Genomic DNA, 24,648 nt, shown 5'->3' on the forward strand with positions numbered 1-24,648 from the left:
TTTTTGTTGTTTCCTCAAATCCCGCCCCCCCATCCGTGTCCTCTGCCGCGCTCGCCCGGGGGGGGGGGGGGGGGGGGGGGGGCCGCCCCCCCCCCCCGCCCCCGTGGCGTCTCGCAGGTCGGCGGGTTGCGAGCGACCCTGTCGGGTGACCGACAGCCTCGTCGGCAGGCTGTGGATAACTCGGCGAACCCTGTGGACAACGCTGGACAGGGGCTCGCGCGCCTGTGGACAACCGTCGACCCAACGCGAACGTGTGATCACAATTCGTGACCATGAGTCGCACCGTACTGCCGCGTCCCACGCTGCTGCCCGGCCTCCACCGCCTCTGGCGGGACCGGCACACCCTCCAACTCGGCGTCGGCCCCGGGCTGGCGGTGCTGCTGGAGCTGGCCAATCCCCGCGCCGCCCACCTGCTCGACCTGCTCGACGGCACCCACAGCGAGCGGGCCGTGCTGGCTCAGGCGGCCACCGCCCAGGTCACCGTCGACGACGCGCGCACCCTGCTCGACGCCCTGCGTACGGCCGGCCTGCTGGTGCCCGCGCACAGCCTGCTCCCCCGTGACCTGGCCGGCCCGGTCCGCGCCCGGCTCACCGCGGAGGCCGGCGCGCTTGCCCTGGCCGCCGCTCGCCTGCCCGGCACCCCCGCCCAGGTGCTGCGCCGACGACGGGCCGCCCGAGTCGTGCTCAACGGCGCCGGGGCGCTCGGCGGGCCGCTGACTGTGGCGTTGGCCCAATCCGGCGTCGGGCAGGTGGTGCCGCTTCTCACCGGCCCGGTGCGCGCCGTCGACCTGGTCGGGACCGGCATCCCCGCCGCCGAGCTGGGCCAGCCGCTGGCACCGGCGGTGCGGGCCGCGGTCGACCGCGTCGCGCCGGGTACGGGCACCCAGCCGATCCGGGGCGGACGGGCGGACCTGGTGATCCAACTCGGCACGGACCGGCCACCCGCGCTGCTCGCCGCCGGTCTCGCCCACCGTCGGCAGCCGCACCTGCTGGTCACCCTGCGCGAGGGCGTACCGGTCATCGGGCCGTTGGTCTGCCCACCCGCCGGCCCCTGCCTGCACTGCGTCGAACTGCACCGGGCGGACCGCGACCCGGACTGGCCGCGGCTCGCCGCCCAGATCGCCGCCGCCGACCCGGTGACCGCCGGCGCGACCGGGACGCTGTTCGCGGCCATCGGGTACGCGCTCGCCGAGGCACTGGCACAGCTCGACGGCGGGCAGCCGGAGACGTTGGGAGGGGCGATGGAGATCACTGGTGCGGGCCGTTTCCGTCGTCGGGGCTGGCCGCCACACCCGGCCTGTGCGTGCTCGCGGGGGCGAGTGTCCGCACCAGCCCGGCCGCAGAGCAGCAGCGGGGCCCTCCGGTCGGTAACAATGACCGAGTGACCGACATCCCGCGCCGCGCCGTGTCCCGCACCGCCAAGCTCGCCGCCCTGCCGCTCGGCTTCGCCGGCCGGACCGTTCTCGGCATGGGAAAGCGCGTCACCGGGCTCGCCTCCGACGTGATCTCCGCGGAGATCCAGCAGCGCACCGCCGAGCAACTGTTCAGCGTGTTGGGGCAGCTCAAGGGCGGGGCCATGAAGTTCGGCCAGGCGCTGTCGGTCTTCGAGGCCGCGTTGCCGGAGGAGATCGCCGCGCCCTACCGCCAGGCGCTCACCAAGCTCCAGGAGGCGGCGCCACCGCTGCCGGTGGCCAGCGTGCACAAGGTGCTGGCCGAGCAGCTCGGCCCCGACTGGCGGGACCTGTTCGTCGAGTTCAACGACACCCCGGCCGCCGCCGCCAGCATCGGCCAGGTGCACCGGGCACGGTGGCGGGAGCCGGGGGTCGACGAGTCGGGCGCACCGAACGGCCGGGACGTGGCCGTCAAGATCCAGTATCCGGGTGCCGGCGAGGCGCTGCTCTCCGACCTCAAGCAGCTCTCCCGCCTGGGCGGGATGTTCCGGGCCATCCAGCCCGGCCTGGACGTCAAGCCGCTCCTGGTCGAGCTGCGCGAACGCATCACCGAGGAGTTGGACTACGAGCTGGAGGCCGAGTCGCAGCGTGCCTTCGCCGAGGCGTACGCCGACGACCCGGAGATCTACATCCCGAAGGTGGTCAACGCGGCGCCCCGGGTGCTTGTCACCGAGTGGGTGACGGGCACCCCGCTGGCCGACATCATCCGCGAGGGCACCGAGGAGGAGCGCGACGAGGCGGGCCGGTTGATGGCCACCCTGCACCTCTCCGCGCCGCAGCGGGCGGGGCTGCTGCACGCCGACCCGCACCCGGGAAACTTCCGGCTGCTGCCCGACGGCCGGCTCGGGGTGATCGATTTCGGTGCGGTGGCCCGGATGCCGGAGGGCACACCGGAGCCGATCGGTCGCATCGCCGCGCTGGCCCTGCGGGGCGACGCCGACGAGGTGGTCGCCGGGCTGCGGTCGGAGGGGTTCATCGGCTCGGCGGAGGAGATCGACGCCGAGGGGGTGCTCGACTTCATCCGCCCGATGCTGGAGCCCATCGCGGCGGACGGGTTCCGGTTCACCCGGGCCTGGCTGCGGGGCGAGGCGGGTCGACTCGCCAGCCCCCGCTCCCCCACGTACCAGCTGAGCAGGCAGCTCAACCTGCCGCCGTCGTACCTGCTGATCCACCGGGTGACGCTCGGGTCGATCGGGGTGCTCTGCCAGTTGGAGGCGAAGGCCCCGTACCGCGGCATCCTGGAACGCTGGCTGCCCGGTTTCGCCCCGGTGGCGTGAGCACACCAGGCTGAGGACGTGACGAAGGGCGGGTGCCGGTGGCACCCGCCCTTCTGCGCGTGGTGAATCTAGAGAACGCCCAGGTCGCGAGCCGTCTGGTTGCGGCTGCTCATGGCGACGGTACGGGCGGAACGGGTTGCCTCAGTGCTCGTGGTGGTACGACCGGCCTGAGGCCGGCGCATTCGAGCCCGGGACAACGCTTCGTGGAGTAGTTGCATCTCGAAGGCTCCACTCGGAAGGTTGAACATCGTCTTCTCGCTCACTGCCGGTGTGACACCGGCGTAGTTGGTACGGGTCGGGAACATGTCAGGCTGCCAGCCGGACCGCGCCACGCACCTCGGACAGCCCACTGGCCGCCAGGCGTGCCTCGGCCTCGACCCGAAGCTCGGCGTCACGGGCGACGTCCTCCTTACGCGGACGGCCACGGGGCCGCTTACGCGGGACAACCGCGCCACGCTCGAAGATCTCGCCGCCCCAGACGCCCCACGGCTCCGCCCGCTCCACCGCCCCGGCCAGGCACTCGACGCGCAGCGGGCAGTCCCCGCAGAGCGACTTGGCCAGCTCGAGCTCGGCAGGCGAGTCGGAGAACCACAGGTCGGGGTCGAACTTCCGGCAGGGCAGGTTCGCCTCCGTCTCGACACTCACGTCGAGGGGGGCCAACGCCAGACTCATCTCCCGGTCACCTCTCTCTCACATCGATCTCGTGGATCGCATTCCGACGTACTTCGGCGGGGCAAAAAACTGAGGCCGCGGATCCCGGTAAGCGGGTTCCGCGGCCTCGAGGTGAGCCGGTGTCTGATGGTCAGACAGGTCTACCTCGAGGTGGAACGCCGCGGACATTGGTGCGCTTCTTGACGCCCTGGATGTCCATGCCCGTGAAGCCACTGGTCCCATCGACTCCGGTTGGTGCGACGGCCAGGATCAGCTCGGCCTGAACCTGGTGCACCTGCGGAACCGACGGTCGTGCGGCCGCAAGGGCCACCCGGACAGCCGACAGCGGAGCGCAGACAGACGGCATCGCCGTCAGACGCTCATAGGTGAAGATCTTCACGGGTGCCACCTCCCTCACGTTCCTCAGAATCGACTGGACCAACCCCCGTGAGCAGCCGGAATGGCGCCGCTCGCGTGGTGTGTCCTGAGGCTATTCCTCGCGCCGGGGCGAGGGCAAACGAATTTACGACTCGATTTCGAAAGTTTTCTCTGGGCAGACGTCGTCGACACCCGCGCCATCGACCAACGCCAGCACCGACTCCCCGTAGAGACCCAGCTTGCGGGGGCCGATACCGGCGATGGCGATCAACTCCTCGGGCCGGCCGGGCCGCCGCTCGGCCAACGCGACAAGTGTCGCGTCGGTGAAGACCACGTACGCCGGGACCTTCTGCGCCCCGGCCACCCGCTGCCGCCACTCGCGCAGTCGTTCGTGCAGCTCATCGTCGATGTCGGAGGGGCAGGTGGGGCAGCGGCCGAGCTTGCGGTCCGGGCCGGCGAGCAGGGTGGCGCCGCAGATCCGGCAGGAGACGATCTGGGTGCGCCGCCGTTCGGGGCGGCGGGCCGGGCCGGCGCCGGTCGCCCGCTCGGTGCCGCCGGAGCGGTCCAGTTGAGGCAGGAACCGCGACGGCCGCCGGGCTCGTCCGCCCGGCGAACGCGCGGCGGCGTACGACAGCCACAGCCACTGCCGGGCGCGGGTGATGCCGACGTACAGCAGCCGGCGCTCCTCCTCGACCTGCTCCACGGTCTTGGCGTACGTGGTCGGCAGGGTGCCCTCGGCCAGACCGACCAGGAAGACGGCGTCCCACTCCAACCCCTTGGCCGAGTGCAGTGAGGCGAGGGTCACCCCGTCCACTGTCGGTACGTGCTGCTGGGCGGCCCGGCGGGCCAGCTCCTCGGTGAAGTCGGTGAGGGTGACCGGGCGCTCCACCGAGGCGGCCTCGCCGATCGGCACCACCTCGGGGGTGGCCGCGTACTCCTCGGAGAGCTGGACCAGCGCGGACAGCGCCTCCCAGCGCTCGCGGGCGGCGCCACCGGCCGGGGGCGCGTCCGGGGCCCAGCCGACGGCGGTGAGCGCCTCCACGACGGCGGCCGGTAGCGGCGTCTCCCCGGGGACCGAGCGGGTCGCGGCACGTAGCGCGACCATCGCCTGGCGCACCTCGGTCCGTTCGAAGAAGCGCTCCGCGCCCTGCACGACGTACGGGACGCCGACCTCGGTGAGCGCCTTCTCGTACGCCTCGGACTGGGCGTTGACCCGGAACAGCACGGCGATCTCCTTCGCCGGCGTGCCCGCGTCGATGAGCGACCGGCAGCGCGCCGCCACCGCGTTCGCCTCGGCCGGCTCGTCGGTGAAGATCCGCAGGTCCGGCTCGGGGCCGGGTGGGCGCTGCCCGCTCAGCTCCAGCCGCAGTCGCGCCTCGGTGCCCCGGGCCTGGGCGATCACCGCGTTGGCCAGCCCGACCACCTGCGGGGTGGAGCGGTAGTCGCGGACCAGCCGGACCACCGTGGCGCCCCGGTGCCGGCGCGGGAAGTCGACAAGGTACGCCGAGGTCGCCCCGGTGAACGAGTAGATCGTCTGGCTGGCGTCACCGACCACTGTCAGGTCGTTGCGGCCGGCCAGCCAGGCTTCGAGCAACCGCTGCTGGAGGGGGTTGACGTCCTGGTACTCGTCGACCACGAAGTGCCGGTACTGGCCGCGGATCTGCTCGCCGACGTCCGGGTGCTCCTCGATGCCCCACACCGCGGCGCGCAGCATGTCCTCGAAGTCGATCACGCCGTTCGAGCGTTTGAGCTGCTCGTACGCGGTGAACACGTCGGCCACCTTCGCCGGCTCGTGCGGTGTGTCGCGCAGGGCGCGGGCAGCGGCCACCACGTAGTCCGTCGGCTCGACGAGCGACGACTTGGCCCACTCGATCTCGCCGGCCAGGTCGCGCGCGGCGGCCCGGTCGGTGCGCAGGCCGACCCGGGCCGCAGCGAGGGTGACCAGCCGCACCTTGCTGTCCAGCAGCTCGGGCATGGCGCGGCCGGCCAGCAGCCGGGGCGCGAAGTACCGCACCTGGCGCAGCGCGGCCGCGTGGAACGTCCGCGCCTGGACACCTTGCGCCCCGAGCAGAGTGAGACGGTGTCGCATCTCGGCGGCGGCGCGGGCGGTGAAGGTGACAGCGAGCACGTGCCGGGGGGAGATCTCGCCGGAGAGCGCCCGATGGGCGATCCGGGAGGTGATCGCCCTGGTCTTGCCGGTGCCGGCGCCGGCAAGGATGCAGACCGGTCCGGCGGGTGCGGTCACCGCGGAGCGCTGCTCCGGGTCGAGCCCGGCGAGCACCTGTTCCGACGCTGAGTGAACCACCACAACCAGGAATCATCCCAGCTCCTCCCAGCGTTGCAGCGAACAGCCTCGGCTTGATCCGCAAGCCGCGGCCGGAGGAGTTGGAGGATCCGAGGATGCTGACGATGTATTCCACCCCCTGGTGCGGCTACTGCCACCGGCTGAAGTCGCAGCTCGACCGGGAGGGCATCGGGTACGAGGTGGTCGACATCGAGCAGGACCCGAAGGCCGCGGAGTTCGTGATGAGCGTCAACGGCGGCAACCAGACGGTGCCCACGATTCGCATAGTTCCCCCCAGTGGGGGCGACGAGATCGTGATGACCAACCCCTCGATCGTGCAGGTCAAGAGCGCTCTAGCGGAGGCCGGCGTCGGTAGCTGATCGAACGCTCGACTGCTGTGTACGCGGCCTAGTAGTAGCAGGAGCCCCGGTGGCGAGCCGGGGCTTCTGCGTAGGTGAACAGGGCAGACAGGAGAGTTCGCTACGCGCTAACCGGAGTCAGATAAGCCCGAACGAAGAAGCCCCCGACTACGGCGCGGTGAAGGTGACCGGCTGCCGTGATGTCCTCGCCCGCCAGGGTGACGTGCAGGTGGACCTTGCCGTCCGTGACTTCTCCGGTTCCCGACAACTCCATCGGCTGAGAGTAGCGACGGAGGTAGTCGATGCTCTCGTTGTCCTTGGCCATGACCGAAACCTCGGCCTCGTTGACCGCCCCGATCAGAGTGATGACGGCGTTGCCGAGGTTGAGCTGATCGACTTCCTCTTGGAGCACCTGGAGGACTTCTTGATCCTTATCGACCTGCACGACATGCGTAGACAACAGGACTCCTAAATCTTGAGAGGGTTGACGCCCGCCAGCGCCGCACCGATGGCCCGCAGATTCTCGCGGCTGGCCTCCGACCTGAGCGCTGACAGCAGGGCTGCGGTGACCTCCGGCTCTGAACGCTGGTTGCGGGTCAGCAGAAGGACCGAGCAGTAGCGCGCCCCGCTGTCGTGGGGGTTGGACAGCTCGGCTTGCAGAAGCATTAGCTGGTCCGTGCTGAACGGCTCCGGGGCTGCGGCGAGGTCGGCTGAGACGTTCCAGTCGAGTCCGAGGACGCGGTGGAGGACCGCCGTCAGGTACAGCTCACGAACTTCGGCATCAGCCCGAAGAACCGAGATCGCCTCGTTGTCGATCACCGGAGAGCCAACCTTGGCCAAGATGCCGGCTGAGTTCACCCGCAGTACCGCCTTGCCCGACCTGCACCACTTGGCCAACGAAGCGATCGACGGGGCGTTCCTGGCCACCAGGGAGGCCACCGCCCGGTCCGTGGCGTGAGTGGTCTGGACACCCGTCAGCATCCCCGTACGGCCACCGTTGATGTCGTTGGCGATGGAGGAAGCCGTATCGGGTGCCGCACCTGCTGCCAGAGCCGAGATGGTGCCGAGCAGGAGTTGCCGCCGCTTCAAGTCCTCTCCCAGGACGCTCTCGTACTTCTTGATGACGTCTGGGGTAACCGCCCTGACGCCTGTCTCCACGTTGCCGATGTAGCCCCGGCTGTAGCCGGTGCGCTTCGCCATGCCCGACAACGAGAGGCCCGCCTGTTCACGGGCCTCTCTCAGTGTCCGCCCTAGATCACCCATAGCCCAGCCTCGCGCTTGCTTGGAGCGGGTTGGAGACAGCCAAGTCCTTCCACCCGCGTAATCACTGAGTGACGCTCGGTGTGTCAGAAATCCTAACCGTGGAGGGAGCGGAGGGTGGTGGCGGCAGCGGTGCTTGCGGCTCTCGGGCTGGGGTTCCTGGCCGGACTAGTGGCCTTCAAAGTCAAGGTCCAATGGTGCCCGACCTGCGGCGAGACCATGGACTGCATCCGATGCCGGGAGGTGAACAGTGGAACGTCGCATCCCACCCGCGAAGCGTGAGTTCCTGCCCGGCGTCACCCTGACAGTGAGCGTCATGGGCGGCTACTCGATAGAACGCGAGGGCGACTACATCGGCTGGATTCACGCCAGCGTCGACAACCGCTGGAACGCCTACGTGAGGCGACCCGGCACGGGCGGCCATCCCCTCGGCCGATACGACCAGGAAGAAGCCGTCAAGGCCGTCGTTGCCGCCTGGGAGGCGGGCACGGTCCTCCCGAAACGGATGCCGGTCGTGACGGAGAAGAGAGAGCGTCCACCGGCTGTCTTGGTTCGAGACAAGGAGGATCGGATGTACCAGGTGATCGTCAGCCCTCAGGAAGACCTGTTCATCGCCGTGCGCGCTGGCCGGCAAGAGGCCATGCAGCTTCCCTCCGCCAACTACGCCGAACTTGCCGACATCTCAGACGGCGGTGGTGTCGTGCCGGCCTGGTTCGGGATTGCCGCACGCCAAGCCTGGCAGGTCGAGCTGACCGGCCAGCCCATCAACGAGGTGTTGGTGGTGCGGCCACCATCGGTCTCGCCCGTGACCTACAGCCGGGCCTCATGGGAGATCAACAAGGGTTGCAACTTCTCTTGCGAACACTGCTACCTGGAACAGCGGCCGTTCGCCGGGCTACCCCTGCCCGAGAAGCTGCGCCTGCTCGACATGCTCCGCGACATGGGCGTGATCTGGTTCGAGATCACCGGCGGAGAACCGCTCATCGACCAGGACTTCGTGCCTGCGTACGAGCATGCCCACGCCGCCGGGATGATGATGGAGATCCTGACCAACGGTTCCCGGCTCCACCGTGAGGAACTGCTCGACGCCTTCCACAGGCACCCGCCGCACAAGATCACCGTCTCCGTGTACGGGGCGAGTCCTGAGACTGCCGATGCCCTGACACAGACGCGGGGCGCGTTCAAGAGCGCTTACCGGGGCTTACAGGCTGCGGCTGACGCAGGCCTGCCCCTTGGGGTCGCGTTGATCGTCACGAAGCACAACGTTGAGGAACTCGACGAGATGCGAGCCCTCGTCCGTGACCTCGGCCTGCCGTTCAAGGAGTACGCCTCGATCTCCCCTACCTACACGGGTAAGGGCTCGACTCTGGAATCACAGGTACCCAGCCTGATCGGTAAGAGCGATGTCTTCCAGGGCTGTCCGGCGGGGCACACTTCCTTCCACGTCGACCCGCTCGGGTTCACGACGATGTGCAAGGTCGGCCGGGACAGCCCCATCAACTTGATCACCGAAGGCCCGGAAGGGCTGTTGCGCCTGCCCGCGATCGCAGACGCCCAGATGCTTCGCACGGGCGGGTGCAGCGGATGCAAGCTGTCGTCCACCTGCCGGGTATGCCGACCCATGGCGCGCGTGTACCAGGAGGCGAAGGCACCACTCAGTCACTACTGCCAGCACGGAGACAAGGAGAGGTCATGACCGTCACGGCTGTCGAGATCACCAGCCGCCCCTCACGGGCGGCGAGCACCGGCAAGCAACCAACCAGCAAGCAGGAGCCCGCCGGGGTCGTCATCACCCAGGTCGACGCCCTCATCACCGGCAACGAGCGCGGCTGCGGCGACGACAACCCGTACAACTGACGTAGCCAACCGCTGCCCCGGAGTGCTGACGTGCCATGGCGCGGCGCTCCGGGGCCTCGTGCAGAGGACCATCGTTGTCCATCAACCGAATCTCCTACACCGACCTACCCCAAGCCGTACGGCTCGCAGTCGAGGACACGACAGGCCCCTACGAAGCAGCAACCCCAGTTGCCGAGGGCTTGAACAATGCGCTGGCCGTCAAGCTGGCATGCCCGCAGGGCACGTTCTTCGTGAAGGCTCTGCCAGTCGATCACCGCTGGGTATGGACGCAGGCAAGGGAAGCAGAGGTCGCTCCGTACGTGGGCTCCGTCGCCCCAGCACTGCATGCGCGCGTCGTTGAAGCGGGTTGGGACGTTCTCGTGTTCGAGGCTCTGGAGGGCCACCAGGCCAACTACGCTCCCGGCTCCCCCGACCTTCCACGCGTTGCAGAGTTGATAGCGAGGATTGGGCAAGTCGAGTGTCCCGAAATTCCTCTGCGCCGGGCAGAACAGAGGCTCCAGTCCCACGCGGACGCAAGCACGCTTAGCTACTTCACCGGCGAGGCGTTCCTCCACACCGATCTGAATAACGGCAACGTCATAGTCAACACGGGTGGCGCTCGCATCGTGGACTGGGGATGGGCAACCCGGGGTGCCCCTTGGCTGGACGCCGCCTACTGGGTCATCTGGCTGATCGCCGCCGGACATACGCCCAGATCCGCAGAACGGTGGGCGGCACGCGTGACTGCCTGGCAGGTCGCGCCGAGTCAGGGGATCAATGCCTTCGCCGACGCTTCCGCCCGCATGTGGGCGGAAATCGGCGGAGTCAGCCCGGACAACTGGACACGCCGTTTGATCGAGGCATCTGCCGCATGGCGGGAGTTCCGCTCTATAGCGATAGAACACTGATAACGCCTGTCACGCCGAGGGGCCTCCGGCACGTCGGCGAGGAGCAGGGGTTGATGCCTCCTCTTCGACGCCTGACCGGCCGGAGCACTCTCGACGAGCGGTCGCCCCGGCCGGGGCAACCGCTCGTCGTGTCCGGTATCCGTCACCGGGGCGGTGGCCGGTGCGTGCCGGTCGCCACCGGCCGCTCGGCGTCCTCGGCCGGCTGCCGGGGCGCCGGGACCCTCGGCAGGGTCGGACGGGTCGGCGGCGGTGGCGGGCGGGTGCCGGGCGGCGCGCTCAGGTGCCGGCCCCGCCAGAGGTAGGTGCCGGCCGCCAGGGTGGCCATCCCGACAAGCGCGAACAGCACCCGGTAGTCCAGGAAGCCGACGAGCAGCGCGCCCGCCCCGATGGAGAACGCCTGCGGCCCGCTGACCACCGCCTGGGTGGCGGCGGCGACCCGGCCGACGAGCGTCGGCGGGGTCCGACGCTGGATCAGCGTGTGCAGCCCCACCATCGTCAGGGGCAGGGAGACGCCGGCCAGCAACACCGCCACGAACGCCAGCCGCAGATCAGGGTACGCGAGCACGAGCGCGGCCGGGGAGAAGAAGGCGACTCCGGCGGCCAGTGTGCCGACCTCTCCGAGCCGGCGGACCAGCGTCGGTGAGCAGAGCCCGCCGAGCAGCCCGCCCACGCCCTGCACGGTGACCAGCACACCCACGAAGGCGGCGTCCCGGTGCAGCCCCTGGTCCACGTAGGCGAAGATGAGCGACTCGCTGAAGCCCATCACCAGCGACCCGAGCCCGTAGCCGAGCAGGGCCCGACGCAGGGCCGCCTCGCCGGCCAGATGCCGCAGACCGGCGCCCAACTCGGCCGGCCAGCGCAGTCGCGGGGCCGGGGGCACCTGGTGCGGGGTGGGTAACGCGGTCACCACGGCCGCCGCAGTCAGAAATCCGACCATGCCGACCCCGGCCAGCGCCCACCCGCCGAGTGCCGCGTAGAGCGCCGCGCCGGCCAGCGGACCGACCAGCCGCATGCCCTGACGCACTGTCTGCAACGCGCCGTTCGCCTCCGCCAGCAGCTCGACCGGCACCAACTCCCGGATGAGCCCGCTGAGCGCCGCGCCGAGCGTGATGGACGACAGTCCGTACAGGGCAGCCACCAGGTAGACGATCCAGACGTCACCGGCGTCCGCGACGGTGAACAGCGGGGTGAGCAGCGCCGCGGTGACCACGTTGGCGGCGACGAAGAACGGCCGGCGTGGGTGGCGGTCGACGAACCAGCCGATCACCGGTGCCAACGTCATCGGGGCGACGACGGCGAAGATCGTGCCGCCGGCGAGCCCGTTGGAGCCGGTCAGATCCTTGACCCAGATGGCCAGCGCGAGCAGCAGGATCGACTCGGCGGTCATGCTGGCCAGCAGGCCACCGAAGAGCAGGCGGAAGTCGGGTCGGCGCAGGACGGTGCGCATGGGTCCCTCCGGCGGGGATGGCATGCCCGGGGTGGGCGTGGTCGACGGGACTGCGACCGCAGGTCCGTCGTCATCCGGCGTTCCCGTGGTCCATTTTTCGCAAGACACGCCCCCGCCGGAACCTCCGACGCCGGTCGCGCCGTCCATACTGGCCGTGGGGGGCGAATTTCATACAGTTACCGTCGCGTCTGCGGCGGTCGACGGGAAAGAGGACACTGTGCCTCCTGCCGCACCCAGCCCGATCATGCGTCGACGACGGTTGGGCCTAGAACTGCGCCGCCTGCGCGAGGCTGCGGGCCTCACCGGCGATCAGGTCATCGAGCGGATCGGTTGGGCGTCCGCGTCCAAGCTCTCCCGCCTGGAAAACGGCCGCAGCCGGCCGGACCCGCAGGACGTCGGCGTCCTGCTGGCTCTGTACGGAGCCGACGAGGGGCTGCACGCGGAGCTACTCGGGATAACCGGCGAGGCCGGCGACATGCGGGGCTGGTTGAAGAATTTCCCGGTGATGACTCAGCAGCAGCGTAGCTGGGCCGAGCTGGAGGCCGGCTGCGCGGAGATCTGCGAGTACAACCCGGTGTTGGTGCCGGGCCTGTTGCAGACCCCGGGGTACGCCAAGGTCCGCATCGTCTCGGCCCGCGAGGTCGGCGCGGGCGCCGGTGAACCGGAGCCCGGTGACGAACCCGAGACCGAGGTGCAGGCGCGGATGGCCCGCCAGTTGCTACTGACCCGGGAGCCGCACGCGCCGCGCTACACAGCGGTCCTGGAGGAGGCGGCCCTCGGCAACCGGGCCGGGCCACCCGAGGTGCTGCACGAGCAACTGGTCCAGCTCTGCGAGCTGGCCCTACTGCCCAACGTGACGCTGCATGTGCTGCTCCGGGACACACCGGTCGGCAATTTCTACCTTCCGCCGACCGCGTTCTCCGTCTACCGGTTCGCCGATCCGCTCGATCCGGAGACATTGGCCATCGAAGGGGGGTTCACCGACGTCATGTCGACCGAGGCAATCACACTAAATAGCTATAAAGTGGTGTTCGAGTGGCTATGCACGGCGGCACTTACCGCGTCGGAAACCCTCTCCTGGCTGATCGAGTCGACGGGACGGCTGACCGAGGCGGTGCCCCCATCCACAGTGGCGTTCGGGCCGGCAACGGCGCCGACCCAACGCCGCCGTGACTCGGGGCGGCTGACGGACCGGTGATCCACGGGGGCCCATCCGTCGGGACGTGCGGCACCACTCGTCCCATCGGATCGGTTCACACCAGGAGCAGAGTCATGAACGACATCCGCACGACGCCGTCCGCCTCCGTCCGCTCGTTGGCGGACGCCCCGTGGCGTACCAGCACACGCAGCCAGACCTCCAACTGCGTGGAGGTCGCCCCACTGGGCACCGGCCCGTCCGCTGTCGCGCTGCGCGACAGCAAGGACCGAGGCGGCCCGGTGCTGCTGTTCAATCGGGCCGGCTGGCTCGGCTTCATCGCCGGAGCGAAGGGTGGCCAGTTCGATCTGAACTGACCCGGTGACCGGGACGGGGCCGTCGGCATCCTGCCGGCGGCCCCGTCCCGTTGTGCGAGCAGGCCCGCTGAGCAGGCATCGGATGATCGGACGAGGCTCAAGACCGATAGGCGAGTTTGCGTTGCTGGGACGACCACGCGGCGTAACATGGCCGTCGAGTACGTGGAACTTCCACACTGGCTCATCCGTCGCGGTTCATCCGGAGACCCTCATGCGGTTCCTGATCGTTCGCACCGACATCCGCTCCGTCGCCGACGGGGACATCGCCGCCGCCTGGGTGGACGGTCACCTGCTCCGCGACGAGACGACAGCGCCCGAGCCGCGACGGCAGATCGTGCATGCCGATGACCGGGACGCCGCACTTCTGCTGGCCCGCGCCCTGGCCACGGTCGGCGCGGTCCGCGCCGGCAAGCAACGGGTCAAGGTCCTGCCGCTGAGCGAGCCCCGGCCCGCCTTCCGCAGCAGACCGGGCCGCCCCGGCACCTGACACCACCCCGGACGTCCGTCGTGGTCGGACCGGCTCCCCCGCCGCGTTACTCGCACCCGCCGACCACGACGGCCCGTGTTCCCGGCCTGTGACCACCGCGGCAACGGCGGCCACGGGCCGGGACCGTGCTCACCGGTCGCCGTCCACCCAACCGTCCAGCCAACGGTGGATGAGAAACAACGCGATCGACGACGGTGGTGGCAGGATCAGCCGGGCACCGTCGCCCACGTCGACGGTCTCGCCGGCCAGCGCCGCCCCGATCTCCCGGCGGGAGAACCACCGCGCGTACGCGATCTCCGACGGGTCGACCCGCACCGGATCGGCCGGGTTCGCGGTGGCCAGGAAGCCCAGCATCAGCGAGCCCGGGAACGGCCAGGCCTGGCTGCCCACGTACCCGATGCGGTCGACCCCGACGCCCACCTCCTCGCGGACCTCGCGCAGCACGGCCGCCTCCGCCGACTCGCCCGGCTCGACATAGCCGGCCAGACACGAGTAACGCCGCCCATCCGGGGTGCCCGCCCAACCGGCGTTGTTGCCGAGCAGGCAGCGCCCGTCCGGACCGTCCACGCCGTCGTGCACCAGCACGATCATCGCCGGATCGGTACGCGGCCAGATCCGCCCACCGCTGCGGTCCACCCGGGACCAACCGGCCTCGTCCATGGCGGTCGGCGCCCCGGTGCTCGTCGAGTAACAGTGCCGGGTGTGCCAGTTGACGAGCGCCAACGCGGTCGTGAAGATGCCGGCCTCCCGGTCGGCGAGCAGGTGACCCACCTCGCGCAGGTCGACCGTCCGAGTCCCCGGCAATTGCGGCAGCGGCGCGTCGACCGCGAAGACCGGCACCCCGTCCGGCTCGACGCCGAGGAACATCGCCGTCGACTCGGAGCCGGTGGGCACGTCGGCCGAGGAGAACAGCACAAGCGCCGGAGGTGACGTGTCGGCGCGGGCCAGCGTCCGACCATCGTCGGACGAGTCGAGCAGCAGCACCCGGGCGCGCAGCCACGCCTCGGTCAACCACTGCGGGTCACCCCGGCGATGGGCCGCCCGATCCAGTGTGGACCGGGCCAACGGTGGCGCCGCCTCCCCACTCACGCCAGCGCTCCGCTACGCGCGCTCACGCTGCCGGCTCGGTGTTGATCGTGGTCAGCGCGGCCAGCCCCGGGGTGACCCGCTCGGCGTCACCGAGCACCACGATCGCCGCCCGAGCCGGCGCCAGGTAACGGGCCGCCACCCGTGCGACGTCGTCGATGCTCGCGTTCGCCAGCCTCGCGGCGTATTCGGCGAGGAAGTCCAGACGCAGCCCGTTGCCCGCGTACGCGCTGGTCAACGCCGCCAACCCGGCCTGGGTGGACATGCCGAGCTGGAGGGTGCCCAGGGCGTACTGACGGGCCTGCTCCAACTCCTCGGGCTTCGGCGGCAGCGACGCCAACCGACCCAGCTCGTACGTCGTCTCCAGCAACGCCGGACCGGTGACCTCGGTGGCCACGTCGGCGGCGGCGACGAGCACCGAACCGGCCACGGAGTGCTCGATGCCCGAGTGCGGGCCGTACGTGTAGCCCTTGTCCTCGCGGATGTTCTCCACCCAGCGGGAGGAGAAGTAGCCACCGAAGATCAGGTTGGCCAGTTGCAGCGGGGCGTGGTCCGGATCGGTGCGGGACACCGCCGGAAGCGCGATCCGCAACGACGACTGCACCGAGCCCGGCCGGTCGACGAGCAGCAGCGGCCCCGGCTCCAGCGGCGGGATCGCCGGCAGCTCGGCGGTGCGCCCGGCGCCGGCCCAGCCGCCGAGCGCCCGCTCGGCCGCGTCCAGGGCCCTCTCCGGCTGCACGTCGCCGACCACCACCAACTGCGCCCCGGCCGGGTGCACCCGCTGGGCGTGCAGGCTGCGCAGCGCCGCCGGTCGGACGGCACGGATCTGGTCGGGCTCCGGGGTCTGCGTCGCGTACGGGTGCCGCCCGTAGACCCGCTTCAGCAGTGCCTCCCGGGCCAGGTGCGACGGTTGACTCTGCGCCACCTGGATCCGGTCGACGAGTCGGTCCCGTTCGGTGGCCACCTCGTCACCGGGGTAGCTGGCGCCGGTCAGCACCTCGGCCAACAGCTCCAGCATCCGGTCCAGGCCGGTGACCAGGCCGGCACCGGAGAGCATCAGCCGGTCCGGGTCGACGCCCGCGGAGAGCCCGCCGCCCACCTTCTGCAACTCGGCGGCGATCTGCACGCTCGTCATCGACTCGGTGCCGGACAGCATGGTCTGCGACAGCATCGCGCCGCGGGCCAGGTGGACCCGGCCGAACGGCACCCAGAGCCGCAGCTCGACGAGCGGCACGGCGGGCCGGCGTACGGCGATCACGGTGAGGCCGTTGGGCAGCGTGCGTTCGGCCTGCTTGGGCACCTTGAGCTTGCGGGTGGGCCCGAGCGGCGGCAGCGTACGCGGCCCGGCGGGAGCGGTGGTGGTAGTCATCGGGCGCCTCCGGCAATGACCTCGATCGCGGCGCGGCGCTCCGGGCGCACTGTGGCCGCGGCGGCCCGGACCTGCTCCTCGGTGACCTCGCCGACCAGCCGGGGCAACTCGTTGAGCAGGCCCGGCTCACCGCGTTGCTGCTCGAACACGGCCATGCGCAGCGCCCGACCGAGTACCGCGTCGGTGTCGCGCAGCAGGTGGGTCGCCATCCGCGCCTGGGTGCGGGCCAGCTCACCGTCGGTCAGCCCGTCGGTGGCCAGCCGGTCCAACTCCTCGTCGATGGTGCGCAGCACCTTGTCCACATCTCCCCCGGGCGGCAGGTGCGCCTGCAACAGCAACGCGGTGGGGTCGCGGACGTCGAACGGGTCACCCATGAAACCGAGGTATCCACCGAGGCTGGTCACCGTGGGGTCACGCTGCACCAGCCGCTCGACCAGCCGCGACGCGTCACCGTCGGTGAGCACCTCGGCCAGCACCACGTAGGGCAGGTAGCCGGCGAAGTCGGTGACCGGGTCGGGCACCCGCCAGGCCCCGGCGACCGCCGGCAGCGGCGCCAGGGCATCGGTGTACGAGGTGCGCCGCTCGGCGGTCAGGTCGGGCTCGGTGAAGTCGGGCCGAAGCGGTGCCGGGCGGGCCGGCACGTCGCCGAAGTGCCGGGTGACGAGCGTGGTCGCCTCCGCCACGTCGATGTCGCCGCTGACGGCCAGCACGGCGTTGCCGCTGGCGTAGTAGCGGCGGAAGAAGTCCGCTGCGTCGGCGACCGTCGCCGACTCCAGATCGTCGAAGGAGCCGTAGCCGTCGTGCGCGTTCGGGAAGGTGTCGAACATGACCGGCGGCAGGGTCAGCCAGGGGAAACTGCCGTACGGCCGGTTGAGGACGTTGACCCGGATCTCCTCCTTGACCACGTCGACCTGGTTACGCAGGTTCTCCTCGGTCAGGCGGGGGCCGCGCATCCGATCCGCCTCCAGGAACAGCGCGCGTTCCAGGGCGTTGCTCGGCAGCGTCTCGAAGTAGTCGGTGTAGTCCAGGTGGGTGGAGCCGTTGAACGTGCCACCCGCCCCCTGCACGTGCCGGAAGTGGGCCAGCTTCTCCAGATTTTCCGAGCCCTGGAACATCAGGTGCTCGAAGAGGTGGGCGAAGCCGGTGCGTCCCTCCGGCTCCGAGCGGATGCCGACGTCGTAGAGCACCGCCACCCCGATCACCGGGGCGCTGCGATCAGGGGTGAGCACCACCCGCAGGCCGTTGTCGAGGGTGAACCGCTCGACCGGATACTTCGTCGCAGGAATTCTGGATCTCCGGGCAGCCACGGAGTCGACCCTAGCGTGTCGGCACCCCCGCCACCCGCGACCTCCACGGAGCCGCCGCCACCGGGGCTGCGACGAGGGGCAGCACCTCGGCGCCGACCCGCTCGGCCTCCTCCCGGTGCGGCCAGCCGGAGAGGACGAACTCGTCGACGCCGAGCGCCGCGTACTCGTCGATCCGGGCCGCGACCTCGGCGTAGCTGCCCACCAGCGCGGTGCCGGCGCCCTCGCGGACCAGGCCGACGCCGGCCCAGAGGTTCGGTGCGACGGTGAGCCCGTCGGTGCGGCCGGCGTTGAGCGCGGTCATCCGGGCCTGTCCGACGGAGTCCATCCGCCGGAACCTGGCCTGGGCGGCGGCGATCCGCTCCGGGCTCATCCCGGCCAGCAGCCGGTCCGCCTCCGCCCACGCCTCGGCGCTGGTGGACCGGGCGATGACGTGCAGCCGCAGGCCCGTGCGCAGGGTGCGGCCCTGTTCGGCGGCGAGTGCCCGCACCCGGGCGACCCGGGCCGCGATCGACGTCGGCGGTTCGCCCCACATCAGGTACACGTCGGCCTGGCGGGCGGCCACCGTCTCGGCGGCCGGGGAGGCGCCGCCGAAGTAGACGGGCGGCGCCGGGGCGAGCGGGGTGGCCAGGCCGCCGCCGTCGACCCGGTAGTGCCTCCCGGCGTAGTCGAAGGGCCGTCCGGCCCAGGCGCGGCGGAGCACCTCGATGAACTCGCCGGTACGCGCGTAGCGGTCGTCGTGCCCGAGGAAGTCGCCGTACGCCCGCTGCTCGGTCGGGTCGCCGCCGGTCACGATGTTGAGCGACAGCCGGCCACCGGAGACGGCCTGGAACGCCTCGGCCTGCTGGGCGATCAGGGTGGGCAGCGCGAAACCGGCCCGGACCGCGACGAGCATGCCCAGTCGCTCGGTGTGCTGGGCGACCGCCGCGCAGACGATCCACGGGTCGGGGCAGCCGGCGCCCACCGGCGTGAGGACGGCGGAGAAGCCGTGCGTCTCGGCGGCCCGGCCGACCTCGGTCAGGTAGGCCACTGTGGCGGCCCGGTCGTGCCGGGCGGCGCCCGCGGTGACGGTGGCGGCACCGACCTGGTCGCCGTCTCCGGAGGTGGGCAGGAACCAGTGGAAGGTCATCGATCGGGTCACCCGCCTACCCTAGCTAATCAGTAGGAAATGCCGACATGACTGAGACGCACCTTCCCGGCATGTGGATGAGCCTTGACGCTGGCCCCGCCCTGGCCCAGTCTTCCTACCAACTAAGTAGGAATACTGCGGATTGGATGGACGATGAGACGGCTCCCCTTGCGCCGGTTGGTCACCCTGGCCACCCTTGCCGCCCTCGGGGCGGCGACCGTGGGCAGCGCCGCCGCGTGCGGAGACGACAGCGATGGCTCCGGTGGCGCCTCCGGTGGCCCGGTGACGCTGCGCCTCGGCTACTTCCCCAACATCACCCACGCGCCGGCGGTCGTCGGCGTGCAGAAGGGCATCTTCGCCGAGAAGCTCGGCGCCGACGTCAAGCTCGACCCGAAGACCTTCAACGCCGGCCCGGCCGCCATCGAGGCCATCTTCTCCGGCGCGTTGGACGCCACCTACATCGGTCCGAACCCGACGGTCAACGCCTTCTCCAAGTCCAAGGGCGAAGCCGTCCGTGTCATCTCCGGCGCGGCCTCCGGCGGCGTGGCCCTGGTCGTCAAGCCCGGCATCACCGGCGCGCAGGACCTGAAGGGCAAGAAGATCGCCACCCCGCAGCTGGGCAACACCCAGGACGTGGCGGTCCGCTACTGGCTCAAGCAGCAGGGTCTGACCACCACCAAGGAGGGTGGCGGCGACGTCAAGATCGTGCCCCAGGAGAACGCCCAGACTGTCGAGACGTTCAACAGCGGCGCGATCGACGGCGCCTGGGTGCCCGAGCCGTTCGTCTCCCGCCTGGTCAACGCCGGCGGCAAGGTGCTCGTCGACGAGCGCGACCTGTGGCCGGACAAGAAGTTCGTCATCACCAACCTGCTGGTCAGCACGAAGTTTCTCAAGGCACACCCGGACGTGGTGCAGAAGCTGGTCGACGGCCAGGTGGCCGCCAACGAGTTCGTCAACAGCAAGCCCGAGGAGGCCCAGCAGGCCATCTCCGACGCGATCGGCCAGATCACCGGCAAGCCGCTGGACCTGAAGCTGATCAAGCAGGCGTGGCCGACGTTGGAGTTCACCAACGACCCGATCCCCACGTCCCTGAAGGCGGGCCTCGACCACGCCGTCGAGGTCAAGCTGACCGACCCGGTCGACCTCAAGGGCCTGTACGACCTGACGTACCTCAACAAGGCCCTCAAGGCGGCCGGCAAGCCCGAGGTCGTCCAGCCATGACGTCGACCACGACGACGCCGCAGAGCGCGACCACCGCTGTCGCGCTCTCCGGCGTGACCAAGGTGTACGGACGTGGCGCGAACGCCGTCCTGGCCCTCGACGGTGTGTCGCTGGACGTCGCGCCCGGCGAGTTCGTCTGTCTGGTCGGCGCGTCCGGCTGCGGCAAGAGCACTCTGCTCAACCTGGTCGCCGGGCTGGACCGGCCCAGCGGCGGGCAGATCGGGTTGGCCGGCGACGCCAACCCGGGGCTGATGTTCCAGGAACCGGCGCTGTTTCCCTGGCTGACCGTCGAGGGCAACGTGGAGGTGCCGCTCAAACTACGCGGGATGCCCCGGGCCGAACGCCGCGAGCGGGTGGCCGAGCTGCTGCGCACTGTGCACCTGGGCGACTTCGGCCGCAAGCGCCCGCACGAGCTGTCCGGCGGAATGCGCCAGCGGGTCGCACTGGCCCGCACGCTGGCCCTGGACACCCCGGTGCTGCTGATGGACGAGCCGTTCGGCGCACTGGACGCGATGACCCGGGACATCCTGCACGACGAGCTGGAACGGATCTGGTCCGAACGCCAGCTCTCGGTGCTCTTCGTGACGCACAACGTCCGCGAGGCCGCCCGACTGGCCGACCGGATCATCCTGCTCTCCAGCCGCCCCGGCCGGATCATCTACTCCGCCGAGGTGGACATCCCCCGCCCACGGCGGATCGACTCCCCCGAGGTCGCCGCCATCGCCGCCGAGGTCACCGAGCGGCTCCGTACGGAGGTGGGCCGCCATGGCCAGTGACACCCTCACCGACTCGGCGCGTACCGACGCGCAGATCTCCGGCCTGGACGCGCTGGATATCGCCGGCCGGGACAAGGAGGTCTCCCGGGGTGCCCGCTTCTGGGCCGCCACCTGGCCCAAGTTGGCGGCGCTGGCCATCGCCATCCTGGCCTGGCAGCTCGTGGTCTGGTCGGGCTGGAAGCCGCCGTACTCGCTGCCCGGCCCGCTGGAGGTCGGCCGTGAGCTGGTCACCCAGGCCCAGGGCCCACAGCTCTGGGAGGGCCTGGCCACCACGTTGCGCCGGGCCGCCGTCGGGTACGTCTTCTCGGTCGCCGTCGGCCTGCTGCTGGGCCTCGCGGTCGCCCGGTCCAAGGTGCTCCGGGCGGCCATCGGCTCGATGATCACGGCGTTGCAGACCATGCCGTCGATCGCCTGGTTCCCGCTGGCCATCCTGCTGTTCGAGCTGAGCGAGAAAGCGATCTTCTTCGTGGTGGTGCTCGGTGCCGCACCGTCCATCGCCAACGGGGTGATCTCCGGCGTGGACTATGTGCCGCCGCTGCTGTTGCGCGCCGGTCGCAACCTGGGTGCCCGTGGGCTCAACCTCTACCGGTACGTCATCGCACCGGCCGCCCTGCCGGCGATCGTCGCCGGTCTGAAGCAGGGCTGGGCGTTCTCCTGGCGCAGCCTGATGGCCGGCGAGTTGATCGTGGTCGGCATCTCGCAGACCTCGCTCGGTGCCCAACTGACCTACTCTCGCGAGCTGTCCGACGCACCCTGGCTGCTCTCCACCATGATCGTCATCCTGGTGCTCGGTCTCGGCGTGGACGCCGCCTTCGGCGCGGCGGACAAGGCGATCCGGCGCCGCTGGGGCGTGCTCGACCAGGCGGGCAACTGAACGGTGTACGTCTCCGCGCGCAGCGACTATGCGCTCCGGGCGATGCTCGCCGTCGCCGCCGGTGGCGGCGGCGAGCTGGTCAAGGCGGCCAGCCTCGCCGAGGTGCAGGACATCCCGCTCAGCTTCCTCCAGGGCATCCTGCTCGATCTGCGCCGAGCGGGTCTGCTGCACAGTCATCGTGGCGCTGACGGCGGGTACGAGTTGACCCGCCCAGCCGACGAGATCACCGTCGGGGACGTGTTGCGCGCGGTCGGCGGTTCGCTCACCACTGTGCGCGGCCTGCCGGCCGAGCGCGCCGGCTACCACGGAGTGGCCGCGGGGTTGACCGACGTCTGGCTGGCGGTGCACGGGGCGATCGCCACTGTGGTCGACAGCACCACCCTGGCCAACCTGCTCACCCGCCACTCGACGGACCACGCCCCCACCACCTGAGCGCCGGAGGCGACGTGGTCGGGTCGGCGCCCCGCCGGCCCGACCACATCTCGTGCCGATCCTGACCGGGCCTGCCCCTCCGCCGGCACCGGTCGGCCGGTCACCGCTCAGCCCACGTGTGCGACCACCGGGCCGGTGCTCGGGTCGTTGGGGCTGTGCAGCTCCACCAGACCGGCGGGAGCGGTGCCCGCCAGGGTGGCGTGCCAGGGCGCGAAGGCCGCAACCATGGCGAGCAACAGACCGGCGAGCGCGACCGCGACCACCAGGATCAGCTCGCGCAGTGCGCCCGAGCCGACTTCGCCCGCCATGGCCACCCCTCCCGCGTCGGGCCCCCCGGCCCGACGTCCCCCGCTGGCCAGCTTCGACGACGGACAGCCGGGGCACAATCGGCCAGCCGACCCAGCCGAGGCTGATTACCGACTGAGCGTTGTGGCCGGCCGACCGATCGAGCGGCATGGTCGGCCAACCGAATGAGCGGTGTGGCGCGGGCCAGGAGGAGCGCGAACCCCCGCTCGCCGCCTTTGCTCTGCACCCGCGGATGCGACGGCTACGGTCCGTGACCGGTGCCTATGCGGGTGCAGAGCAAAGGCAGTCCGGAGGTGTCGGTCGCGTCGCCCGCATCCGGCCCGGCCCCGCGTGCGTCTGCCGCCGCACCACGCAGCGCAGACAAACAGACCGACCCGCCACGCCGAAGCGGGGCGGGTCGGTCGAAGCGCAAAAGATCAGACGGTACGCGGGCGGCGCGGACGACGTGACCGACCCGACGCGCGGTGGGCTGGACGGGCGGCGCCGTCGGCGACCGTTGCGCCACCGGTGCGGACCCGGCCAGCGGGCGCCGGCGGAGCGACGATGGTCACCGGCACACCCGACGGCTCACGCGCACCGGTCACCCGGGCCAACGACCCGTCACCAGGGCGCACCTGGACCGACTCGGGTCGGATGCCGGCAACCGCCATCAGCCGCGACACGTCCCGACGCTGCTCGGGCAGGACCAGGGTGACCACGGAACCGGACTCACCGGCCCGAGCGGTCCGGCCGCCCCGGTGCAGGTAATCCTTCGCCTCGGTCGGCGGGTCCACGTTGACCACCATGTCCAGGCCGTCGACGTGGATGCCCCGGGCCGCCACGTCGGTGGCCACCAGAGCGGTCACCTGGCCGTTGCGGAACTGCTCCAGGATGCGGGTGCGCTGCGGCTGGGACTTGCCACCGTGCAGCGCGGCCGCGCGTACACCCTTGGAGAGCAACTGCCGGGCGAGCCGGTCGGCGCGGTGCTTGGTGCCCATGAACAGGATGGTGCGGCCCTCACGGGCGGCGATCCGGGTCAGGGCGTCGGGCTTGTCCACGGCGTCGACGTGCAGCACGTGGTGGGTCATGGCGGTGACAGTGGCGGTGCCCGGGTCGACCGAGTGGGTGACCGGCTTGCTCAGGAAGCGGCGGACCAGCCGGTCCACGCCGCCGTCCAGGGTGGCGGAGAAGAGCATCCGCTGCCCCTGCGGCGCGACCTGCTCCAGCAGCTTGGTGACCTGCGGCAGGAAGCCCATGTCGGCCATCTGGTCGGCCTCGTCCAGCACGGTGATCTCGACCTGGTCCAGCCGGGCGTCGCCCCGGTTGATCAGGTCGTGCAGCCGGCCGGGGGTGGCGACAACCACCTCGGCGCCGGCCCGCAGAGCGTCCGCCTGCCGTTGCAGCGACAACCCGCCGACGACTGTGGCGCAGCGCAGCCCGACAGCGCGGGCGTACGGGGACAGTGCGGTGGTGACCTGCTGCGCCAACTCACGGGTCGGCACCAGCACCAGGGCCAGCGGGCGACCCGGGCGGGCCTTACGGCCGGCGGTGCGCGACAGCAGCGGAAGCCCGAAGGCGAGGGTCTTGCCGGAGCCGGTGCGACCACGGCCCAGCACGTCCCGGCCGGCGAGCGAGTCGGGCAGCGTCGCCGTCTGGATCGGGAACGGCTCGGTGATGCCCTGCGCGGTCAGCGCGGTGAGCAGCGCCGGCGCCAGACCGGTATGAGCGAACGAAGGAATAACTGTGGTCATGCGGAAGCCTTCCTCGACGCGGCACGTGTCGAGGGAGGGCGCCGACGTCGGCGCTGTCACCGGCGGCACAGGGCAGCCGGGACTCACAAGCACGAACCGATTGGAGTACGGGCCGGCCCGCCGCCGGGCCGCCGCCCGCGTGTGCAGGCGGCGGCGAGGCGGGCCGGTCCCGTCACCGTCACACCCGGAGGGCGCGACAGGTAATGCTGACCGATCCGAGGATCAGAGCGGGCGGATGTTCTCCGCCTGCGGGCCCTTCTGGCCCTGGGTCACCTCGAACTCGACCCGCTGGTTCTCGTCCAGGCTCCGGTAGCCGGAGGACTGGATCGCCGAGAAGTGGGCGAAGACGTCAGCGCCGCCGCCGTCCGGGGTGATGAAGCCGAAGCCCTTGTCAGCGTTGAACCACTTCACGGTGCCAATAGCCATGTGTTTCGTCTCCTTGACGGAACGTCGGACACGCACGTGTTGCGTGCCCGAAGAGGAGCGCTCCGCGCGGGGATGCGCGAATCGCCTGTCGCTTCTGGTCGCCCCGCCCGGAGAACTCCGGACACAACAAAGAGCGCCTGGGGCC

26 protein-coding genes are annotated in these 24,648 nt (G+C 70.8%); 13 read left to right on the plus strand and 13 right to left on the minus strand.

Translation table 11 applies throughout. The annotated features are described in order from the left end of the window. Window positions 1-272: 272 nt before the first annotated feature. Together AB0A95_RS24510 and AB0A95_RS24515 are read left to right on the plus strand one after the other, a co-directional pair. Window positions 273-1,385 (plus strand): hypothetical protein, encoded by a 1,113-nt coding sequence (locus AB0A95_RS24510; protein ID WP_357558101.1) that lies wholly within the window; start codon window positions 273-275, stop codon window positions 1,383-1,385. Continuing rightward, window positions 1,382-2,728, plus strand: coding sequence for an AarF/ABC1/UbiB kinase family protein (locus AB0A95_RS24515; RefSeq protein WP_357558102.1), 1,347 nt, complete (start codon window positions 1,382-1,384; stop codon window positions 2,726-2,728). The genes AB0A95_RS24510 and AB0A95_RS24515 overlap by 4 nt, the downstream gene beginning before the upstream one ends. Before the next feature lie 306 nt (window positions 2,729-3,034). On the opposite strand, the gene AB0A95_RS24520 is transcribed toward AB0A95_RS24515, so the two are convergent. The 3 genes from AB0A95_RS24520 to AB0A95_RS24530 form a co-directional block, all read right to left on the minus strand. Further along, window positions 3,035-3,400: a WhiB family transcriptional regulator gene (locus AB0A95_RS24520; protein ID WP_357558103.1), complete on the minus strand. Its 366-nt coding sequence runs from the start codon at window positions 3,398-3,400 to the stop codon at window positions 3,035-3,037. 130 nt (window positions 3,401-3,530) lie between these two features. Continuing rightward, the gene (locus AB0A95_RS24525; RefSeq protein ID WP_357558104.1) at window positions 3,531-3,779 is read right to left on the minus strand and encodes a hypothetical protein; all 249 of its coding nucleotides are present in this window, start codon (window positions 3,777-3,779) and stop codon (window positions 3,531-3,533) included. A gap of 123 nt (window positions 3,780-3,902) precedes the next feature. Next, window positions 3,903-6,065 carry an ATP-dependent DNA helicase UvrD2 gene (locus AB0A95_RS24530; protein WP_357558105.1) on the minus strand — a complete coding sequence of 721 codons (2,163 nt, stop codon included), beginning with the start codon at window positions 6,063-6,065 and terminating at the stop codon, window positions 3,903-3,905. A 92-nt stretch (window positions 6,066-6,157) separates the two neighbouring features. Between AB0A95_RS24530 and AB0A95_RS24535 the strand changes: the two genes are divergently transcribed. Beyond that, a complete protein-coding gene (locus AB0A95_RS24535) occupies window positions 6,158-6,421 on the plus strand; it encodes a mycoredoxin (protein WP_357558106.1) in 264 nt (87 codons plus the stop codon). Between the two features lie 100 nt (window positions 6,422-6,521). Here AB0A95_RS24535 and AB0A95_RS24540 read toward each other — a convergent pair whose 3' ends face one another. Together AB0A95_RS24540 and AB0A95_RS24545 are read right to left on the minus strand one after the other, a co-directional pair. After that, on the minus strand, window positions 6,522-6,860 hold the full coding sequence (locus AB0A95_RS24540) for a DUF296 domain-containing protein (RefSeq protein WP_357558107.1): 339 nt from the start codon (window positions 6,858-6,860) through the stop codon (window positions 6,522-6,524). A gap of 8 nt (window positions 6,861-6,868) precedes the next feature. Further along, window positions 6,869-7,663: a helix-turn-helix transcriptional regulator gene (locus AB0A95_RS24545; RefSeq protein ID WP_357558108.1), complete on the minus strand. Its 795-nt coding sequence runs from the start codon at window positions 7,661-7,663 to the stop codon at window positions 6,869-6,871. A gap of 247 nt (window positions 7,664-7,910) precedes the next feature. Here AB0A95_RS24545 and AB0A95_RS24550 point away from each other — a divergent pair, with 247 nt between their 5' ends. The 3 genes from AB0A95_RS24550 to AB0A95_RS24560 all read left to right on the plus strand — a co-directional run bounded on the left by AB0A95_RS24550 (window position 7,911) and on the right by AB0A95_RS24560 (window position 10,404). Further along, a complete protein-coding gene (locus tag AB0A95_RS24550; protein WP_357558109.1) occupies window positions 7,911-9,356 on the plus strand; it encodes a radical SAM protein in 1,446 nt (481 codons plus the stop codon). After that, window positions 9,353-9,517: a hypothetical protein gene (locus tag AB0A95_RS24555; protein ID WP_357558110.1), complete on the plus strand. Its 165-nt coding sequence runs from the start codon at window positions 9,353-9,355 to the stop codon at window positions 9,515-9,517. Before AB0A95_RS24550 ends, AB0A95_RS24555 begins: the two co-directional genes overlap by 4 nt. A gap of 74 nt (window positions 9,518-9,591) precedes the next feature. Beyond that, window positions 9,592-10,404 (plus strand): phosphotransferase, encoded by an 813-nt coding sequence (locus tag AB0A95_RS24560; RefSeq protein ID WP_357558111.1) that lies wholly within the window; start codon window positions 9,592-9,594, stop codon window positions 10,402-10,404. A 142-nt stretch (window positions 10,405-10,546) separates the two neighbouring features. On the opposite strand, the gene AB0A95_RS24565 is transcribed toward AB0A95_RS24560, so the two are convergent. Next, on the minus strand, window positions 10,547-11,851 hold the full coding sequence (locus tag AB0A95_RS24565) for an MFS transporter (protein ID WP_357558112.1): 1,305 nt from the start codon (window positions 11,849-11,851) through the stop codon (window positions 10,547-10,549). Between the two features lie 217 nt (window positions 11,852-12,068). Between AB0A95_RS24565 and AB0A95_RS24570 the strand changes: the two genes are divergently transcribed. The 3 genes from AB0A95_RS24570 to AB0A95_RS24580 all read left to right on the plus strand — a co-directional run bounded on the left by AB0A95_RS24570 (window position 12,069) and on the right by AB0A95_RS24580 (window position 13,850). Beyond that, window positions 12,069-13,049, plus strand: coding sequence for a helix-turn-helix transcriptional regulator (locus AB0A95_RS24570; protein WP_357558113.1), 981 nt, complete (start codon window positions 12,069-12,071; stop codon window positions 13,047-13,049). 74 nt (window positions 13,050-13,123) lie between these two features. Continuing rightward, window positions 13,124-13,363: a DUF397 domain-containing protein gene (locus AB0A95_RS24575; protein WP_357558114.1), complete on the plus strand. Its 240-nt coding sequence runs from the start codon at window positions 13,124-13,126 to the stop codon at window positions 13,361-13,363. 211 nt (window positions 13,364-13,574) lie between these two features. After that, window positions 13,575-13,850 (plus strand): hypothetical protein, encoded by a 276-nt coding sequence (locus tag AB0A95_RS24580; RefSeq protein ID WP_357558115.1) that lies wholly within the window; start codon window positions 13,575-13,577, stop codon window positions 13,848-13,850. A gap of 129 nt (window positions 13,851-13,979) precedes the next feature. On the opposite strand, the gene nudC is transcribed toward AB0A95_RS24580, so the two are convergent. The 4 genes from nudC to AB0A95_RS24600 are packed head-to-tail and all read right to left on the minus strand — an operon-like array spanning window position 13,980 to window position 18,750. Then, window positions 13,980-14,939 (minus strand): NAD(+) diphosphatase, encoded by a 960-nt coding sequence (nudC, locus tag AB0A95_RS24585; RefSeq protein ID WP_357558116.1) that lies wholly within the window; start codon window positions 14,937-14,939, stop codon window positions 13,980-13,982. Window positions 14,940-14,961: 22 nt separating this feature from the next. Continuing rightward, window positions 14,962-16,305, minus strand: coding sequence for a pitrilysin family protein (locus AB0A95_RS24590; RefSeq protein WP_357558117.1), 1,344 nt, complete (start codon window positions 16,303-16,305; stop codon window positions 14,962-14,964). Continuing rightward, window positions 16,302-17,612 (minus strand): pitrilysin family protein, encoded by a 1,311-nt coding sequence (locus AB0A95_RS24595; protein ID WP_357558118.1) that lies wholly within the window; start codon window positions 17,610-17,612, stop codon window positions 16,302-16,304. The genes AB0A95_RS24590 and AB0A95_RS24595 overlap by 4 nt, the downstream gene beginning before the upstream one ends. A gap of 10 nt (window positions 17,613-17,622) precedes the next feature. Next, complete coding sequence (locus AB0A95_RS24600) at window positions 17,623-18,750, minus strand: LLM class flavin-dependent oxidoreductase (protein ID WP_357558119.1); 1,128 nt, start codon at window positions 18,748-18,750, stop codon at window positions 17,623-17,625. Between the two features lie 141 nt (window positions 18,751-18,891). On the opposite strand from AB0A95_RS24600, the gene AB0A95_RS24605 reads away from it, so the two are divergent. From AB0A95_RS24605 to AB0A95_RS24620, 4 genes are read left to right on the plus strand one after another with little or no spacing between them, the layout of a single operon-like run. Continuing rightward, entirely contained in the window at window positions 18,892-19,959 is a 1,068-nt protein-coding gene (locus tag AB0A95_RS24605) for an ABC transporter substrate-binding protein (protein ID WP_357558120.1), read from the plus strand. Beyond that, on the plus strand, window positions 19,956-20,735 hold the full coding sequence (locus tag AB0A95_RS24610; RefSeq protein ID WP_357066585.1) for an ABC transporter ATP-binding protein: 780 nt from the start codon (window positions 19,956-19,958) through the stop codon (window positions 20,733-20,735). The genes AB0A95_RS24605 and AB0A95_RS24610 overlap by 4 nt, the downstream gene beginning before the upstream one ends. Further along, window positions 20,725-21,609 carry an ABC transporter permease gene (locus AB0A95_RS24615; RefSeq protein ID WP_357558121.1) on the plus strand — a complete coding sequence of 295 codons (885 nt, stop codon included), beginning with the start codon at window positions 20,725-20,727 and terminating at the stop codon, window positions 21,607-21,609. The genes AB0A95_RS24610 and AB0A95_RS24615 overlap by 11 nt, the downstream gene beginning before the upstream one ends. A 3-nt stretch (window positions 21,610-21,612) precedes the next feature. Continuing rightward, complete coding sequence (locus AB0A95_RS24620) at window positions 21,613-22,041, plus strand: Rrf2 family transcriptional regulator (protein ID WP_357558122.1); 429 nt, start codon at window positions 21,613-21,615, stop codon at window positions 22,039-22,041. 107 nt (window positions 22,042-22,148) lie between these two features. Here the strand turns inward: AB0A95_RS24620 and AB0A95_RS24625 are convergent, their stop codons facing one another. The 3 genes from AB0A95_RS24625 to AB0A95_RS24635 all read right to left on the minus strand — a co-directional run bounded on the left by AB0A95_RS24625 (window position 22,149) and on the right by AB0A95_RS24635 (window position 24,503). Continuing rightward, complete coding sequence (locus AB0A95_RS24625; protein ID WP_357558123.1) at window positions 22,149-22,349, minus strand: hypothetical protein; 201 nt, start codon at window positions 22,347-22,349, stop codon at window positions 22,149-22,151. Between the two features lie 414 nt (window positions 22,350-22,763). After that, entirely contained in the window at window positions 22,764-24,077 is a 1,314-nt protein-coding gene (locus AB0A95_RS24630) for a DEAD/DEAH box helicase (protein ID WP_357558124.1), read from the minus strand. A gap of 222 nt (window positions 24,078-24,299) precedes the next feature. Continuing rightward, window positions 24,300-24,503 (minus strand): cold-shock protein, encoded by a 204-nt coding sequence (locus AB0A95_RS24635; protein ID WP_007464836.1) that lies wholly within the window; start codon window positions 24,501-24,503, stop codon window positions 24,300-24,302. Window positions 24,504-24,648: the final 145 nt, after the last annotated feature.

It is taken from the genome of Micromonospora sp. NPDC049230 (assembly GCF_040647875.1).
Classification (GTDB): Bacteria; Actinomycetota; Actinomycetes; order Mycobacteriales; family Micromonosporaceae; genus Micromonospora.